General features: G+C 65.6%; 13 protein-coding genes and 4 pseudogenes. 11 read left to right on the top strand and 6 right to left on the bottom strand.

Annotation, left to right across the window (positions count from 1 at the left end; all coding sequences use genetic code 11):
* The 5 genes from BLR05_RS11755 to BLR05_RS11735 all read left to right on the top strand — a co-directional run bounded on the left by BLR05_RS11755 (window position 1) and on the right by BLR05_RS11735 (window position 6059).
* The gene (locus tag BLR05_RS11755) at window positions 1-1248 is read left to right on the top strand and encodes a M20 aminoacylase family protein (protein WP_092834664.1); all 1248 of its coding nucleotides are present in this window, start codon (window positions 1-3) and stop codon (window positions 1246-1248) included.
* 10 nt (window positions 1249-1258) lie between these two features.
* A complete protein-coding gene (locus BLR05_RS11750) occupies window positions 1259-2839 on the top strand; it encodes an ABC transporter substrate-binding protein (RefSeq protein WP_092834734.1) in 1581 nt (526 codons plus the stop codon).
* A gap of 64 nt (window positions 2840-2903) precedes the next feature.
* Window positions 2904-3815 (top strand): ABC transporter permease, encoded by a 912-nt coding sequence (locus BLR05_RS11745; RefSeq protein ID WP_092834663.1) that lies wholly within the window; start codon window positions 2904-2906, stop codon window positions 3813-3815.
* A gap of 178 nt (window positions 3816-3993) precedes the next feature.
* Window positions 3994-4992: an ABC transporter ATP-binding protein gene (locus BLR05_RS11740; RefSeq protein ID WP_092834662.1), complete on the top strand. Its 999-nt coding sequence runs from the start codon at window positions 3994-3996 to the stop codon at window positions 4990-4992.
* Window positions 4989-6059: an ABC transporter ATP-binding protein gene (locus BLR05_RS11735; protein ID WP_092834661.1), complete on the top strand. Its 1071-nt coding sequence runs from the start codon at window positions 4989-4991 to the stop codon at window positions 6057-6059. Before BLR05_RS11740 ends, BLR05_RS11735 begins: the two co-directional genes overlap by 4 nt.
* A gap of 40 nt (window positions 6060-6099) precedes the next feature.
* On the opposite strand, the gene BLR05_RS11730 is transcribed toward BLR05_RS11735, so the two are convergent.
* Together BLR05_RS11730 and BLR05_RS11725 are read right to left on the bottom strand one after the other, a co-directional pair.
* Window positions 6100-6546, bottom strand: a complete 447-nt coding sequence (locus tag BLR05_RS11730; protein WP_192883925.1) for a DoxX family protein — start codon at window positions 6544-6546, stop codon at window positions 6100-6102.
* A 230-nt stretch (window positions 6547-6776) separates the two neighbouring features.
* Window positions 6777-8402 (bottom strand): methyl-accepting chemotaxis protein, encoded by a 1626-nt coding sequence (locus BLR05_RS11725; protein ID WP_279616007.1) that lies wholly within the window; start codon window positions 8400-8402, stop codon window positions 6777-6779.
* A gap of 825 nt (window positions 8403-9227) precedes the next feature.
* Here BLR05_RS11725 and BLR05_RS25855 point away from each other — a divergent pair.
* Both BLR05_RS25855 and BLR05_RS25850 read left to right on the top strand, forming a co-directional pair.
* Window positions 9228-10010, top strand: a complete 783-nt coding sequence (locus BLR05_RS25855) for a lipid II-degrading bacteriocin (RefSeq protein ID WP_107204697.1) — start codon at window positions 9228-9230, stop codon at window positions 10008-10010.
* Between the two features lie 2 nt (window positions 10011-10012).
* A complete protein-coding gene (locus BLR05_RS25850; protein WP_143015903.1) occupies window positions 10013-10339 on the top strand; it encodes a hypothetical protein in 327 nt (108 codons plus the stop codon).
* Window positions 10340-10617: 278 nt separating this feature from the next.
* Here BLR05_RS25850 and BLR05_RS11720 read toward each other — a convergent pair.
* Window positions 10618-11205, bottom strand: a pseudogene (locus tag BLR05_RS11720) (IS630 family transposase); the annotation flags it as partial.
* Between the two features lie 71 nt (window positions 11206-11276).
* Here BLR05_RS11720 and BLR05_RS11715 point away from each other — a divergent pair.
* From BLR05_RS11715 to BLR05_RS11705, 3 pseudogenes are all read left to right on the top strand, one after another.
* Window positions 11277-11557, top strand: a pseudogene (locus BLR05_RS11715) (transposase); the annotation flags it as partial.
* Window positions 11557-11670 (top strand): annotated as a pseudogene (locus BLR05_RS27605) (IS3 family transposase); the annotation flags it as partial. The pseudogenes BLR05_RS11715 and BLR05_RS27605, both read left to right, overlap by 1 nt.
* A 17-nt stretch (window positions 11671-11687) precedes the next feature.
* Window positions 11688-12125, top strand: a pseudogene (locus BLR05_RS11705) (beta-ketoacyl-[acyl-carrier-protein] synthase II); the annotation flags it as partial.
* Between the two features lie 50 nt (window positions 12126-12175).
* On the opposite strand, the gene BLR05_RS11700 reads toward BLR05_RS11705, so the two are convergent.
* The 3 genes from BLR05_RS11700 to zwf all read right to left on the bottom strand — a co-directional run bounded on the left by BLR05_RS11700 (window position 12176) and on the right by zwf (window position 15511).
* A complete protein-coding gene (locus BLR05_RS11700) occupies window positions 12176-12844 on the bottom strand; it encodes a DUF2268 domain-containing putative Zn-dependent protease (protein WP_092834656.1) in 669 nt (222 codons plus the stop codon).
* Between the two features lie 30 nt (window positions 12845-12874).
* Entirely contained in the window at window positions 12875-13720 is an 846-nt protein-coding gene (locus BLR05_RS11695; protein ID WP_092834655.1) for a MurR/RpiR family transcriptional regulator, read from the bottom strand.
* Window positions 13721-14044: 324 nt separating this feature from the next.
* On the bottom strand, window positions 14045-15511 hold the full coding sequence (gene zwf / locus BLR05_RS11690; RefSeq protein ID WP_092834654.1) for a glucose-6-phosphate dehydrogenase: 1467 nt from the start codon (window positions 15509-15511) through the stop codon (window positions 14045-14047).
* 196 nt (window positions 15512-15707) lie between these two features.
* Between zwf and tal the strand changes: the two genes are divergently transcribed.
* Window positions 15708-16655, top strand: a complete 948-nt coding sequence (gene tal / locus BLR05_RS11685; protein ID WP_092834653.1) for a transaldolase — start codon at window positions 15708-15710, stop codon at window positions 16653-16655.
* Window positions 16656-16667 lie beyond the last annotated feature (12 nt).

Here is a 16667-nt window from a genome sequence, read left to right as displayed (position 1 = left end):
ATGGCGGTCACAGCAGCCAAGCCGGCACCGTCCGCATCCCCCCGCCTGCGGGCCGGCGGACGCGCCTTCGCCCACATCGCGCAGTTCCATCCCGAGCTGACCACGTTCCGCCGCGACCTGCATGCCCATCCCGAACTGGGTTTCGAGGAGGTGTACACGGGCTCGCGCGTGAAAGAGGCGCTCAAGGTCTGCGGGGTGGACGAGATCCACGACGGCATCGGCCGCACCGGCATCGTGGCGGTGATCCATGGCCGCAGCCGTTCCAGCGGCAGCATGATCGGCCTGCGGGCCGACATGGACGCCCTGCCCATGTCGGAGCAGAACGAGTTCACCTGGAAGTCCTGCAAGCCCGGGCTCATGCATGGCTGCGGCCATGACGGCCATACGGCCATGCTGGTGGGGGCCGCGCGCTACCTTGCCGCCACGCGCCATTTCGACGGCACGGCCGTGCTCATCTTCCAGCCCGGCGAGGAGGGCTTCGGCGGTGCGCGCGTGATGATCGAGGACGGCCTGTTCGACCGCTTTCCCGTGCAGTCGGTCTATGCCATGCACAACTGGCCGGCCATGCGGCCGGGCACCATCGGCCTCAATTCCGGGGCGATGATGGCCTCGGCCGACCGCATCACCATCGAGATCACGGGCCGTGGAGGCCATGGCGCCCACCCCTACCAGACGGTGGACGTGGTGCTGGTGGCCGCCCACATCATCACCGCGGTGCAGGGCATCGTCTCGCGCAACGTGCGGCCGCTCGACAGCGCGGTGATCAGCCTGTGCGCGATGCAGGCGGGCGACCTGGGCGCGTTCAGCGTGCTGCCCGGCACGGCCACGCTGGTGGGCACGGTGCGCACGTTCTCGCCCGCGGTGCAGGAAATGATCGAGCAGCGCCTCAAGGACCTGTGCGGCGCGGTGGCGCTGGGCTTCGGCGCCACGGCCACCGTGCGCTACGAGCGCATCTATCCCGCGACCATCAATACCGAGAGCGACGCGCAGTTCGCGGGGGACGTGGCGGTGTCGCTGGTCGGCGCCGAGAACGTGGTGCGCGACCTCGAGCCCAGCATGGGGGCGGAGGATTTCTCCTTCATGCTGCAGAGCAAGCCGGGCGCCTACCTGCGCATCGGGCAGGGCACCGGGCCCGGCCACAGCGCGCTGCACAACGGCCGGTACGACTTCAACGACGAGATCCTGCCCCTGGGCGCCGCGCTGCATGCGGGCCTGGTCGAGCAGGCGATGCCGCTGGCAGCGGTCTGAGGGTATGACGATGAATTTCCCACGCACGGCATTGCGCGCCGCCATCGGCGCATCCCTGGTCGCGGCGGCCTGCATGGCGGGAGCGCAGACCATCCGGGTCGCCAACCAGGGCGACGCGCTGTCGATGGATCCGCATTCCCTGAACGAGAGCCTGCAGCTCAGCGTGACCGGCAATGTCTATGAGCCGCTCGTGGGCCGCAACAAGGACCTGAGCCTGGCGCCGGCACTGGCGACGCGGTGGACGCAGACTTCGCCCACAGTGTGGCGGTTCGAGCTGCGGCGGGGCGTCCGCTTCCACGACGGAAGCCCGTTCACCGCCGACGACGTGCTGTTCTCGCTGGCGCGCACGCAGGCCGGGAGCTCGGACATGAAGACGTACACCAACGACTTCAAGGAAGTGCGCAAGGTGGACGACTACACGGTCGAGATCGAGACCAGGTCCCCGTACCCGATCCTGCCCGACGTGCTCGCGCTCGTGTACATGATGTCCCGCAAGTGGTGCGAGGCGAACCATGCCGTCGAGCCGGTGGACCGGCGCAAGGGCGTGGAGAACGCGGCGTCGTTCCGGGCCAACGGCACGGGGCCGTTCCGCCTGCGCGAGCGCCAGCCCGGCGTGCGCACGGTGTTCACGCGCAACCCGCAGTACTGGGGGGCGATCGAGGGCAACGTGGCCGAGGTGGTGTTCACGCCCATCGGCAACGACGCCACGCGCGTCGCGGCGCTGCTTTCGGGCCAGGTGGACGTGATGGAGCCCGTGCCGGTGCAGGACATCGAGCGCGTGAACACGAGCCCGCTCACGCGCGCCGTGACCGGGCCCGAGCTGCGCACCATCTTCCTGGGCATGGACCAGAAGCGCGACGAATTGCTGTATTCCAGCGTGAAGGGCAAAAACCCGTTCAAGGACAAGCGCGTGCGCCAGGCCTTCTACCAGGCCATCGACATCGACGGCATCCGCAAGACGGTGATGCGCGGCGCATCTAATCCTTCGGCGCTGTTGGTCGGCCCGGGCGTCAACGGCTTCCAGCCCGACATCAAGCGGCTGCCCTACGATGCCGACGCAGCGCGCAGGCTGCTCGCCGAGGCCGGCTATCCGAACGGCTTCGAGGTGGGCATGAACTGCCCGAACGACCGCTACGTGAACGATGCGCGCATCTGCCAGGCCGTGGCCGCCAACCTGGCGCGCATCGGCGTGAAAGTGAACCTGCAGGCGGAGACCAAGGGCACCTACTTCCCCAAGGTGCTGCGGCGGGATACCAGTTTCTACATGCTGGGCTGGATGCCTGCCACCTACGACGCGCACAACGCGATGAATGCGCTGATGGCCTGCGTGGACGACAAGGGCGCCGGGCAGTTCAACCTGGGCGGCTACTGCAACCCCAGGGTGGACCAGCTCACGCAGCAGGTGCAGTCGGAGACCGACAAGGCCCGGCGCGACGCGATGATCCGCGAAGCCTTCGAGATCCATGCGGCTGACGTGGGCCACATACCGCTGCACCAGCAGGCCCTGGCCTGGGGCGTGTCGCGCAAGGTGGCGCTGGTGCAGATGGCCGACAACTTCATGCCGTTCAAGTGGATGAGCCTCGCGAAGTGACGCGTTGATCCGTTCCGTCCGCGTGGAGATGCCGCTCCGCTCCACGCCTTTCCCGAATCCCACGATGAAAAAAACGCTCTCACGATGGCTCGACAGCGATGTCGGCTACAGCTTCCGCACTTCCCCCGTCGCCATCGGCGCCGCGGCGATCGCGGTGGTCTGCGTGTTCTGCTCGCTGTTCGCTGGCTGGGTGGCGCCGCACAACCCGTTCGACCTCACGACGCTCGAACTGAGCGACGCCCGGCTGCCGCCGGCGTGGAGCGACGGAGGTTCCTGGAAATATCCGTTCGGCACGGACGACCAGGGACGCGACATCCTCTCGGCGCTGATCTACGGCGCGCGCATTTCGCTCGTCGTCGGCCTGGCATCGGTCGCGCTGTCGGTGGTGGTGGGGGTGGCGCTCGGGCTGCTGGCGGGCTTCAAGGGCGGCTGGATCGATGCGGTGCTCATGCGCCTGTGCGACGTGATGCTGTCCTTTCCGGCGATCCTGGTGGCGCTGCTGATCGCCGGGGTGGGCCGCGCGGTGTTCCCCAATGCGCACGAGTCGCTGGCTTTCGGCGTGCTGATCATTTCCATCTCCCTCACGGGGTGGGTGCAGTACGCGCGCACGGTGCGCGGCTCCACCCTGGTGGAGCGCAACAAGGAGTACGTGCAGGCTGCCCGGGTGACGGGGGTGTCGTCCTCGCGGATCATGCGCCGCCACGTGCTGCCCAACGTGCTCGGACCCGTCATGGTGCTGGCCACGATCCAGGTGGCCACGGCCATCATCACCGAGGCAACTCTGTCCTTCCTGGGCGTCGGGGCTCCGCCCACGTCGCCCTCGCTCGGCACGCTGATCCGCATCGGCAACGACTATCTGTTCTCGGGCGAGTGGTGGATCACGGTGTTCCCGGGCGTGATGCTGGTGCTGATCGCGCTGTCCGTGAACCTGCTGGGCGACTGGCTGCGCGATGCGCTGAACCCTCGCCTGCGCTAAAAAATGGAGCACAACCCCCTGAGCGGCTGCGCCGCTTCCCCCTTCTCTCGTCGCTGCGCGACGGGAAGGTGGACGCCGCCAGCGCGGCGGGGCGGCCCTTGCGCGGCGGCCCTGGCCTGGGCCGCGCCGATGGCACGCGCCGTGCCGAATGCAACGGATAACGGATGGATGGCCTGCCATGTCCCTTCTTGAAGTCGAGAACCTCGTCGTCGAATTTCCAGGACGCCGCGGCACGCTGCGGGCGCTGGACGACATTTCCTTTTCGATCGCGCCGGGCGAGATCCTGGGCGTGGTGGGCGAGTCGGGGGCGGGCAAGTCGCTGACCGGTGCGGCCATCATCGGGCTGCTGGAGCCGCCGGGGCGCGTCGCGGGCGGGCGGATCCTGCTGCAGGGCGAACGCATCGACGACCTGCCGCCGCAGAAGATGCGCCACGTGCGTGGGCGGCGCATCGGCGCCATCTTCCAGGATCCGCTCACTTCGCTGAACCCGCTCTACACCGTCGGCCGGCAACTGGCCGAGACGATCCAGGCGCACCTGCCGGTGAATGCCGCGGAAGCGCGGCGCAGGGCGATCCAGCTGCTCAAGGACACGGGCATTCCCGCGGCGGAGCAACGGGTGGACCACTATCCCCACCAGTTCTCGGGCGGCATGCGCCAGCGGGTGGTGATCGCGCTGGCGCTGGCGGCCGAGTCCCAGCTCATCGTGGCCGACGAGCCCACCACCGCGCTGGACGTGTCGATCCAGGCGCAGATCATCCAGTTGCTGAAGAACATCTGCAAATCGCGCGGTGCGGCCGTGATGCTCATCACGCACGACATGGGCGTGATCGCCGAGACCTGCGACCGCGTGGCCGTGCTCTACGCGGGCCGCGTGGCGGAGATCGGCCCGGTGCATGAAGTGATCAACCACCCCGCGCACCCTTACACGGCGGGGCTGATGGCGTCGATCCCCGACATGGAGCAGGACCGCGAGCGCCTCAACCAGATCGACGGTGCGATGCCGCGGCTCAATGCCATTCCACCGGGCTGCGCCTTCAACCCGCGCTGCCCGCATGCCTTCGACCGCTGCCGCACGGAGCGGCCGGAGCTGCTGCCCGCCGGGCCGACGCGCGCCGCGTGCTGGCTGCATGCCGCCGTGCCGAACGCCTCCGCCGCCATCCAGGAAGCCGTGTCATGAGCGAAACCGTGCACACCCCCCCGAAGAACGCCACCACCGTCACCGCCACCGCGCCGCTGGTGCAGGCGCACGACCTCGCCAAGACCTTCGACGTCTCCGCACCGTGGCTCAACCGCGTGCTGGAGCGCAAGCCACGCACGCTGCTGCATGCGGTGGACGGCGTGAGCCTCACCATCGAGAAGGGCAAGACCCTTGCGCTGGTGGGCGAGTCCGGTTGCGGCAAGAGCACGGTGGCACGGCTGCTCGTGGGACTGTACGAGCCGACCCGCGGTGGACTCACCTTCGACGGGCAGGACGCCCATGCGGCATTCAAGGGACGGGATGCCCGCGCCATGCGCCAGCGCATCCAGATGATCTTCCAGGACCCGTACGCGAGCCTGAACCCGCGCTGGATCGTGGAGGACATCATTGGTGAGCCTCTGCGCGAGCATGGCCTGATCACCGCCAAGGCCCGGCTGCGGCAGCGCGTGGGCGAACTGCTGCAGTCCGTGGGGCTGTCGCCGCTGGACATGGCCAAGTACCCGCACCAGTTCTCGGGTGGGCAGCGGCAGCGCATCTCGATCGCACGGGCGCTGGCGACCGAACCGGAGTTCCTGGTGTGCGACGAGCCCACGTCGGCGCTGGACGTGTCCGTGCAGGCGCAGGTGCTCAACATCATGAAGGACCTGCAGCGTGAGCGGCACCTGACGTACCTGTTCATCAGCCACAACCTCGCCGTGGTGCGCCACGTGAGCGACCAGGTGGGGGTGATGTACCTGGGGCGCCTGGTGGAGCTGGCCGACAAGCGCGAGCTCTTCGCCGCGCCGCGCCATCCCTATACCCGCATGCTGCTGGACGCCATCCCGAAAATGCACGACACGGGCCGCGCGCGCACGCCCGTGCAGGGCGAAGTGCCGAATCCGCTCAATCCACCCCCCGGCTGCGCCTTCAACCCGCGCTGTCCCCATGCCAACGACCGCTGCCGCACCGAGCGGCCGCAGCTCATCGACGACGGCGGCGTGCGCGCGGCCTGCCACGGCATCGAAGAGGGGCGGATTCCTCGGGTGGCGGCTGCGCAGGCCGCCTGAGGGCCACGCGAGCAAAATGCCCCTGAGCGGGGGCGGGCGGTCAGTTGAAGCGGCCGTGCACGCCGCCCAGGCCGTACCGGCCGGCCCCGAGCAGCATCACGGCGAGGGCGCCGAACAGGTACATGCCCTGTAGCTCCAGAGCCCAGCCGCCCTGCTGCGTCATCGTGAACAGCTGGCCCATGTGGACGAGGCCGATCGCCACCACCATGTTGACGAAGATGATGGCAGCGCCCGCGCGGGTGGCGATGCCGGCGATGACCAGCAGGGGCGCCAGGATTTCGCCGACGTACACGAGATAGCCCAGTGCGCCCGGCAGGCCGGCCTTTTCCAGCATGCCCGTGATGAATCCGGCGCCGTTCTGCAGCTTGAAGAGGCCGTGCAGCAGGATCAGCACGCCCAGCGCCAGGCGCAGCACAAGCTTGCCCGCGTCGTCCAGGGCCGGTGCAGCGGCCTGGGTGGCCGCCGAACCGGGGCGTACGGGGTTCATGGTTCGGGTGGATGCGGTCGAGGGGGTCATGGCAGTGCTCCTGGCGGTAGCGGGTGAGTGATCGATGCCCGCAGTGTGCACGCCGCCGCCGTGGCGTGTCGGTGCGTTTGCGCACACTGTGCCCGCGATGTCTCCCGGAGCGTGTCGGAGGCCGCCGCGCCACTGGCCCTGCCGTGAACGACAGCGTGGTGACCCTCTGGCTGCCCGGCCCCTGCCGCAGTGCCGGCCGGTCAGGCGGCGGCCAGTGCCGGGTGGTATGCGTGCAGGAGGGCCGACGCCACCCTGGCCGGACCCTGGGAACGCCACTCTGGTGCCGCAGGGGTTGCCTGGGCCTGGAGCTTGAACACTGCCACCAGCGTGTTGAGCTGTTCGGATTGCGACCGCAGGCTGGCGGCTGCAGCGGCGCTTTGCTCCACCAGTGCGGCGTTCTGCTGCGTCACCTGGTCCAGATGGTTCACCGCTTCCCCTATCTGGCCGATGCCGCTGCTCTGCTCGGCCGAGGCGTTGGCGATCTCGCTGATCAGGGTGCCGACCTGGCGGACCTGCGCGACGATGTCGTCCATGCTGCGGCCCGCTTCGCCGGCCCGCTGGCTGCCGTTGCCCACCTTCGCCACGCTGTCCGTGATGAGCTCCTTGATCTCCTTGGCGGCCTGGGCGGAGCGCTGTGCCAGCGTGCGCACTTCGCTCGCCACAACGGCGAAGCCGCGACCCAGCTCGCCGGCCCGCGCCGCTTCCACGGCCGCGTTCAGCGCCAGGATGTTGGTCTGGAAGGCGATGGAGTCGATCACGCCAGTGATGTCCGCGATCTTGTTCGACGAGGCCGCGATGGCCTGCATGGTCTCCACCACGCTCCCTACGATGGTGCCGCCCTGTTCCGCCGCCTGTGTCGCACGGGCCGCGAGCTGGTTGGCTTCCCGGGCGGTGTCGGAATTGGTCTTCACGGTGCTGCTCAGTTCTTCCATCGAGGCCGCGGTTTCCTCCAGGCTGCCGGCCTGCTGTTCGGTGCGCTGGCTCAGGTCCGCATTGCCCATCGCGATTTCGGCCGCGCCGGTGGCGATGCTTTCGCTGCTGTCGCGCACCTGGCCGACCATGGACACGAGCTGGCCGTTCATGTGCTGCAGGGCCTGCAGAAGCGCTGCGGGTTCGTCCCTGCCCTGGATGTGGAACGAGGACGTGAGATCGCCCCGGGCCACGGCCGACGCGACGGAAACCCCGGTGGCCAGTGGCTGGGTGATGGAGCGCGTCACCACGACGGCCAGTGTCAGGCCGCAGAAGAGCGAAAAGGCGATGAGGATGCTGAAGACCAGGATGGCGCGGTCGTATCCGGCGCTCGCGGCGGCGGCAGCGGCCGTGCCGCCATCCTCGTTCAGCTTCACCAGTTGCGCCAGCGTTTCGGTCATGTCGGCGAACAGCTTGGCGGAGTCTCCGGTCGCCAGGGCATTGACCGCGGCTGTCGAAGCTCCGCCCTCGTCCAGCAGCGCCACGAAGCGGCGTTCGAGGATGCGGTAGTTGTCCAGCTGTGCGCGGAAGATGTCGTAGAGCCTGCGCTCTTCCGTGGAGGAAATGATCTGCTCGTAGCTGGAGACCACCTTCGGCAATTGCTCGTCCATGGTCGATTTCTGCAGCGCGAGCTGGCGCTGTCGCCCTTCCGGCGTGGCCTCCAGGATGCTGCGCAGCGCGGCCCGCCGGCCGTTGTTCAACACGGCGCGCACGTCACCGAGCACCCGGACGCTGGGCAGCCAGTTGGTGCCGAGTTCGTTGGCGTGGTAGTTGATGCTCCGGATCTGGACGATGCCGAACAGCCCCAGGCATAGCAGGAGGGTGTGATCTAAAACGATATTTAGGAATGAAAACAATAAATAGTAATCATACGGAATTTCGACACACAGAAGAGCTGGAGTAGCCGTTCGGCTGAGGATCCAGAGCTATGGGACTTAGGCAGTGCATACCGCAGCTGGGTGCACATTGCCGCCGCCATGCCAATCACACGCGAGCAGTACGCGCCCCAGCTGGACAATTGGATCGTGTGCAGTTGCAGAGCCATGCACCGATGTGCAGCGGATCTGATGAGTGCAATCAATTCGAGGTGTACAGGTGAAGCAGCATCCGAAGCTATGTCGATAGATGCTCACAATCTCGAACCGGTCCTTATCGCTGGGCCATCCCAGGACTTCGTGCAGCAGCGCGTGAAGCCTTGCTCTACCGCGAACCAGGGATGAACGTGATAGAGAAGCAGAGCAAGTTTCCCCTTGTGAAGGATCGCTACATCCAGCCGGAAGCGCACGAGGTTGTTGGCTAGAGGCGTGGAATCTGTGCTCTATCTAACAGAGCCAAAACCCCTGCTCAGAATTCATCTGCGACCAATTTCTCAATGCTGAACAGAGAAGGCGGCACGGCACGTCGGCCATCATGCCTACCGAGATGGTTCCTAGTGAATTTCATCGAGGCCTGTGATCGGATAGGATTAAATTATCAATCCTCACCATCCCAAAGACATAAGCATCAATAGTTGCGACATATTACAAAAAATCACCTGCGCCAAACAAAATTCCGGTCATAGTCCTACCGTCCATTCACCAATCAAATTTCTAATGAATGGATTTCTAAGGGAAAGTGTTGCTTCGGCGGATGCGCAACCGAACCACTTTCTAAGTCCATAGACGGATGATATCCTTATATTTATGACAACACTCGGAGAAATTACGGTCACAGGCGCTTACGAGGGAGAGTTCACTAACTGGAATGCGTGCTTTAATACTATTGGCCTTCCAGGCCAGGAATTTGCATTCGCACTATCGTACATGTTTTCAGAAGATGCCTTTTGGGACATGGACCGGAAAATGTCGCATGCCAGCCCGACAGATGTCGTTAATATGCTGCTTCATGCTTGCGCAATTTACGACTATAGCGCTGCTGGGTGGCCTAAAAATCCCATTGAAGCATATCAAGTTGTTCCACCCAACACTCCATATACTCCATCCCCTTATCCGCTTGACGGAACAATATGGAGCATTCCAAAAGTCACCGGTCACTGGCTTTGGGGCAATGGTTCCCCCGTCTCCATCGACATTGAGAGTCTTGCAATAAATGTTACAGCGTCTCGAATTGGCGCCGGCACTGAAAATTCATTTGAAAGTTTTGCAGCAGCGCACCCTAATCCAGGCACGTACGATTACGACTCGGGCCCTTATGGATACAGCACATACGGTGACGGTAACGCTGTATCAGCGCTCGTGGTAGGGGGGATAAGTCTTCGGACGACAGGATCCTTTACTCGAATGGAAGACGGATCATTCACTTTTACAGGAAGTACGGGCGCGTATGACGACATCTTTAACATGGACAGACGTCCTGGAAGACCGTGGTGGGCAGATGCCGTGGTCGACGTGTTCAACTCGATCGGCGGCCAAGATTTTACAGTAATTATTAACGGAAAGCTTCCGACCAACCTGACGGGCAGATAACTATGCAGAATATCACGCGCGGACGATTTTTCACAGTTTTGGCACTTGCTCTACTCGGCGCTAGTTGCAGTAGAGCTGACGAAGCTCCTAGGGCAGACTGCACCAAGGCGAATATTTCAGATATCGAAAAAAAAATATTTTCCAAGCTAAGCGAAAAACATCCTGGTCGCACCTTCAAAATAGAAAAGCTTAACTTTAATCAGGCCGACAATCTGCCTTTTTGGCATGCCCAGATAGTTACGACTGAGCCACACGCAAAACAACACTTGTTTGCCATGTATTACTGTGATGGCAGTGTAGAGCTAACTGCATTGATGCGTCCAGAGTAAAACGTCCAGCTTATGGGCATCTCTAGCCCCTGTTCAATCGGCCATACTTTGGGGCTGTCCAGTCATCGATGCCAGTAGATCTTCTATTCGCTGCCGCTGTTCAGCCTCAAAAATCTGCCTCGAAGTAAAAACATCTACGGTGCTGACCGATATATAGTTTTTCCTGTCGTCAGTCTTTTTCCACATAGTGGCATGAAGATGGGCGGTGGACCTCTCTCGTAGTTCCGAGGCAGAACCCTCCTGAAGGCGAAGCACAGCAAATTCAGGTATGTTTTCACCTAGTGGTGTGAGTCAGAAGTCCGCAGGCAGAATTCAGCGACGGATTGCAGAATCTCGTCGGCTGTTTTGATCCAGACGAATGGTTTGGGTGCGGCATTGTTCATAGCGACGTATGCCCGGATTGCGTTCTCCAGCGCTCGGGTGGAGCGCAAGCGCCCGCGCCTGATCTGGCGGGCCGTGAGGATGGAAAACCAGCACTCGACCAGATTGATCCAGGAGGCCGAGGTGGGCGTGAAGTGCAGGTGCACGCGCGGGTGCCTGAGCAGCCGGCGCTGGATGATGGGACTCTTGTGCGTGCTTGCGTTATCGAGCACAAGGTGCAGATCCAACTGCGCGGGCGTCGCTCGCTCTACGGTCTGCAAGAAGTGGCGGAACTCCACACTGCGATGGCGCCGGTGAACTTCTGCGATGACCGTGCCGGCCTTGACATCGAGCGCCGCGAAGAGGTCGGTTGTTCCGTGGCGGATGTAGTCGTGCGTGTGGAGCTCCGGTTGCCCCGGGCGCATGGGCACGGCTGGCGCGGTGTCGCTGTGCGCTGCAATGGAGGGTTTCTCGTCCACGCACAGGACCAACGCCCGCTCGGGTGGATGCAGATTGAATCGCCCCGGCTGTACTAGACACCTTCGAGCCTCAAACCTGAGGCCCAATAGGAGGTGCCATGACGAGCAAGCAGCCATACCCCGAAGAATTCAAGATTGAAGCGGTCAAGCAGATCACGGAGCGAGGTCACCGGGTGGCCGACGTGTCTGCCCGGATCGGCGTAAGCCAGCACAGTCTGTACAAGTGGATAAAGGCTTATGCAGTGCCTGCGTCCGAACGACAGTTGCAGACTTCCCAAGCAGAAGAGCTGCGGCGGCTGAAGGCCGAACTCAAGCGAGTGACCGAGGAGCGCGACATCCTAAAAAAGGCCGCCGCGTACTTTGCCAAGCAATCCGGGTGTCTTCAACTACATCGAGATGTTCTACAACTCCCAGCGCCGTCATTCATCAGCAGCTGGGCTATCGCCGGTAGAGTTCGAGCAACGACATTCCCAACGGCTCAGAGGTGTCTAGAAAAGCCGGGGCGATTCACCTCCGGGCCGGAGGACGGCGACGGAGCGCGGCGCGCCATGGCCCTGGCACAGGCGGGGCTGGCGCCGGAACAGGTGCAGTACCTGAACGCCCACGCCACCTCCACCTACGTGGGCGATCGCGGGGAACTGGCCGCGGTCCGCAGCCTGTTCGGGACCGGAGGAGCGGTCGCGACCAGCTCGACCAAGGCCGCCACGGGTCACCTGCTGGGCGCTGCCGGGGCGGTGGCCGCCATTTTCGCGGCGCTGGCGCTGCGCGACCAGGTGGTGCCCGCGACGCGCAATCTCGTGCAACCCGATGCGCTCGCCGTGGGCCTCGACCTGGAGGCTGGAAGCGCACGCCCGATGCCGCTGCAGCACGCCCTGGTCAACGGATTCGGCTTCGGCGGCGTGAACGCCTCGCTGGTGCTCGGACGCTGGGCGCCCGGCGCTTCCTGATGCGGGGGCGTTCGCGCCGCGGCGCTGGCGGGCATGGGCGAGGCAGCTGCTCATTCCCCGCCATCCAGATCTGCGAAGAACGCCGAAGCCGGGACATGGACCAGTTCCGAGGCCGAAAGGCCGGTCCGGCGTGAGTGCCGCACCGCCATGGCATATCCGAGCGCATAGCCCGCATGGCGCGGAAGTGTGTCCGGTCGGGTTCCGTAGAACCACTGCGCATGTCCGTAGTCCGTCCGGTCGCGTTGTGCCCGGGCGAGTGGGGCGATCGTCTCGAGCCGTGCCTTCGACAGCGAATGCGCATAGAACGGTGGACCACTGCTTCCGAATTCCGATTCGAACAGGCACGCCAGCCCTTCGCTGACCAGGGCTTCGCCCAGGGTGTTGCCGTAGCCGGGGCCGGCCCAGCGCGCGCAGTGGTGCAGCTCGTGGGCCAGCAGGCTGCGCAGGGCGTGGCCGAACGCCGCGGGATCGGCTTCGTGGCGATGCACGTCGATGGGCAGGAACACGCGGTGCGCACAAGGCGTGTACCCGCCTGCCCCCAGCTCCGGAATGGTGGAAGCGGGATCGTGATAGACCAGCACATCCACTCCCTGCAGTGGCAGCCGCGGCAGCGCGGCTGCCGTTACGGGCTCCAGTGCCGCCCGCAGGGTGTCCACGTGGATGCCCAGTTCATTGCCTGCGTTCAGCAGGTGGATCGCAACGACAGGGGCTGATGGCATCGCGTGGTTCCGGAAGTGCGCGAGAGCGCTTCACGTATAGCGTTTGGCCCGGAGGTTGTCCTTCATCTGCTGCAGGCGGGGTTGCAGCGGCTCGCCGATGCGCAGCGCCACGCAGGTGGCGAGCACGTCGATGATGAGCAGGTGCAGCAGGCGCGAAACCATCGGGCTGTAGCGGTCGTAGCCCTCCGGATGGTCGGCCGCCAGGTGGATGTGGCAGGCGCTGGCGAGGGGAGATCCGCTGGCAGTGATGGCGATCGCGGTGGCGCCGTTCCTGCGGGCGATGTCTGCCGCGTCCATGAGGTCGCGTGTGCGGCCGGAGTTGGAGACGATCACCACGCAGTCGCCAGGCCCCAGCAGGGTGGCGCTCATGACCTGCATGTGGCCGTCGCTGGTCGAGAGGCTGGTCACGCCCAGCCGGAAGAACTTGTGCTGCGCGTCCTGGGCCACGATGCCCGAATTGCCCGCGCCGTAGAACTCGATGCGCCGGCCCGTCTGCCAGGTGGCGGCGATGGCCTGCGCGGCCTGCTCGATCGCCTTGGTGCTCGCCGCGTTGCGGTACTGCAGGAACGCGGCGACGGCGTTGTCCACGACCTTCACGAGCACATCGCCGGTCTTGTCGTCCGCGTCCACGCTGCGGTGGATGAACGGCACGCCCTCGCTCACGCTGCCCGCGAGCTTGAGCTTGAAGTCGGCCAGCCCGTCGTACCCCATGCTGCGGCAAAAGCGCACCACGGTGGGCTTGCTCACCCCTGCCCGCGCCGCCAGCTCCCGCACCGGCAGCCGCGCAAACGCACGCGCGTCCTGCAGCACCAGCTGGCCCACCCGCTGTTCAGCGGGAGCCAGCGAAGGCAGCGAGGCGGTGATGCGTTCGAGCATGTCAGTAGCCCAGTTCCAAAGCAGTGGGAGCCGAGGCACGCGACCTCAGCATCTGCACCATTTCGGTGGCCGTGGAACCTGTCTCGTCCGTCTGCTGGCGCCGGACGTCCGAATACCATTCACAGCACCGGATTTTCACGATGCGTGCCAGTACATGGGGCCTATCAACTTCGCACGGCCTCACCCGTCGAAGGGCCGCGGAGCAGGCCACACCAGCAGACGCCGCGGAACCGGCTTCGCCGGGCCGCTGGCGTCGTCCCCCCGCCCGCCGTGCGACGCACGGCGAGAGCGGGGGGAAGCGGCGCAGCCGCTCAGGGGGGTGCTTCAAGACTCCTCCATCCAGCTATGCCCTTCGCGCGCCACCATGGCGCTGGCGGCACTGGGCCCCCAGCTGCCCGCGGCGTAGGGACGGGGACCGTCTTCCGAGTCCCGCCAGGATTGCATGATGGGCTCGACCCAGCGCCACGCCGCTTCCTGCTCGTCGGCGCGCACGAAAAGGTTCAGCCTGCCCGCGATCACATCGAGCAGCAGGCGTTCGTAGGCGCCCACCCGCTCGGTGCCGAAGCGCTGTTCGAAATCCAGGTCCAGGTGGACGGGCGCCAGGGCCTGCACCTCGGAGATGCGCATGCCGCGCTTTTCCTGCCCTGCGGCGAACAGATGCAGCGCCACGCCGTCGCGCGGCTGCAGGTGGATCACGAGGCGGTTGGCGCTGCCCATCGGCGTGCGGTAGATCGCATGCGGCGTGGGCCGGAAGTTGATGGCGATGTGGGCCTCGTGCGAGGCCAGCCGCTTGCCCGTACGGACGTAGAACGGCACGCCCGCCCAGCGCCAGTTGGCGATTTCGGTGCGCAGCGCCACGAAGGTTTCCGTGCGGCTGTCCGCGGGCACGCCGTCTTCCTCGGCGTAGCCACGTACGCGCTGGCCGCCGAGCGAGCCGGCGGTGTATTGGCCGCGCACCACGTCCCGCGACAGCGTGGCGGGCGTCCAGGGCACGAGCGAGCGCAGCACCTTGAGCTTCTCGTCGCGGATGGCGTCGGCATGGGCGTTGATGGGCGGCTCCATGCCGATGGCGCAGAGCAGCTGCAGCGCGTGGTTCTGCACCATGTCGCGCAGCGCGCCGGTGCCGTCGTAGAAGGCGCCGCGCTTTTCCACCCCGAGCTTCTCGGCCATGGTGATCTCGATGCTGGCCACGGTCTCGCGGCGCCAGAGCGGCTCGAACAGGGCGTTGCCGAAGCGCAGCGCCAGCAGGTTCTGTACCGACGGCTTGCCGAGGTAGTGGTCGATGCGGAAGATCTGCTCCTCGTCGAACACGCTGCGCACGGCGGCGTTGATGGCGCGGTTGGAGGCGAGGTCGTGGCCCAGGGGCTTTTCCAGCACCACCCGCGTGTGCGGCGTGGCGAGGCCTGCGGCGCCGAGCTGCTCGCAGGCCGTGGTGAACAGGCCCGGGGCGGTCGCGAGGTACATCACCACGGTATCGGCCTGCCGCTCGCCGAGGCGCGCTCCGAGCGCCGCGTAGTCGGCGGGCTTGGAAAGGTCCATGCGCTGATAGTGGAGCAGGGCTGCGAAGCGCTCGAACTCCTCGGCATTGGGGCGCTTGTCACCCTCCACCGCAGCGAACCGGCTGGCGATGAGCTCGCGGTAGGCCCCGTCGCTCAGGTCGTCCCGCGCCACGCCGATGATGCGGCCTTCCGCCGGCAGCGATCCATGCCGGAACGCCTGGAAGAGGGCGGGCAACAGCTTGCGCCATGCCAGATCGCCCGTGCCGCCGAACAGGACCAGATCGAAACTCATTGCTGCTGCGCTCCCGATGTCTGAGGGGGTTGGTGGGTGAGGAACCGGACTGCGTGACACGCTGCGGTCCATGGCGCGATGTTACCGAGTTTCATCTTGAGGTGGCGGCTGACAGGAACCCCGGTTACAACGGGCCTACACTCGCGGACGGCGCAGCGGGGACATCGCACCCGCCCCACCCAACCCGGAGGATTGCATGAACCAACTCGACGCCCTCAAGCAGGTCACCACGGTGGTGGCCGACACGGGCGATTTCCGACAGCTCGGCGCCTACCGGCCCCAGGATGCGACCACCAATCCCTCGCTGATCCTCAAGGCGGTGCAGAAGGCCGAGTACGCCCCCTTGCTCCAGGAATCCGTCGAGCGCTGGCGCGGACGGCCGCTCGACGAGATCATGGACCGGCTGATCGTGCGCTTCGGCTGCGAGATCCTGTCGCTGATTCCCGGGCGCGTCTCCACCGAAGTGGACGCCCGCCTCTCGTTCGACACGATGGCCACGGTGACGCGCGGCGAGCGCATCATCGATCTCTACCGGGCCGAGGGGGTGGACACCGCCCGCGTGCTGATCAAGATCGCCTCCACCTGGGAGGGTATCGAGGCAGCCCGCATCCTGGAGCAGCGCGGCATCCACACCAACCTCACGCTGTTGTTCTCGCCCGTGCAGGCCGTGGCCTGCGGCGCGGCCAAGGTGCAGCTCATCTCGCCCTTCGTCGGCCGCATCTACGACTGGTACAAGAAGCAGGCCGGTGCGCAGTGGGACGAGGCGGCGATGTCCGGTGCCAACGACCCCGGCGTGCAGTCGGTACGCCAGATCTACCAGTACTACAAGCATTTCGGCATCCGCACCGAGGTCATGGGCGCCAGCTTCCGCAACGTGGGGCAGATCACCGCGCTGGCGGGCTGCGATCTGCTGACCATCGCCCCGGAGCTGCTCGCACAGCTGGCCGCGTCGGATGCGCCGCTCACCCGTGCTCTCGACCCGGACGCCGCCCGTGGGCTGGAACTGCAACCGGTGCAGTACGACGAGCCCGGCTTCCGCTATGCGCTCAATGCCGACGCCATGGCGACCGAGAAGCTGGCCGAGGGCATCCGCGCCTTCGCCGCAGACGCCGCCAAGCTAGAGCAGATGGTCATCGCCGCATGAGGAGGGACGCCG

This window comes from Paracidovorax cattleyae (assembly GCF_900104515.1).
Taxonomy (GTDB): domain Bacteria; phylum Pseudomonadota; class Gammaproteobacteria; order Burkholderiales; family Burkholderiaceae_C; genus Paracidovorax; species Paracidovorax cattleyae.
The sequence above is the reverse complement of the archived record's forward strand: the minus strand, read 5'-3'. Positions and strand labels throughout refer to the sequence as shown.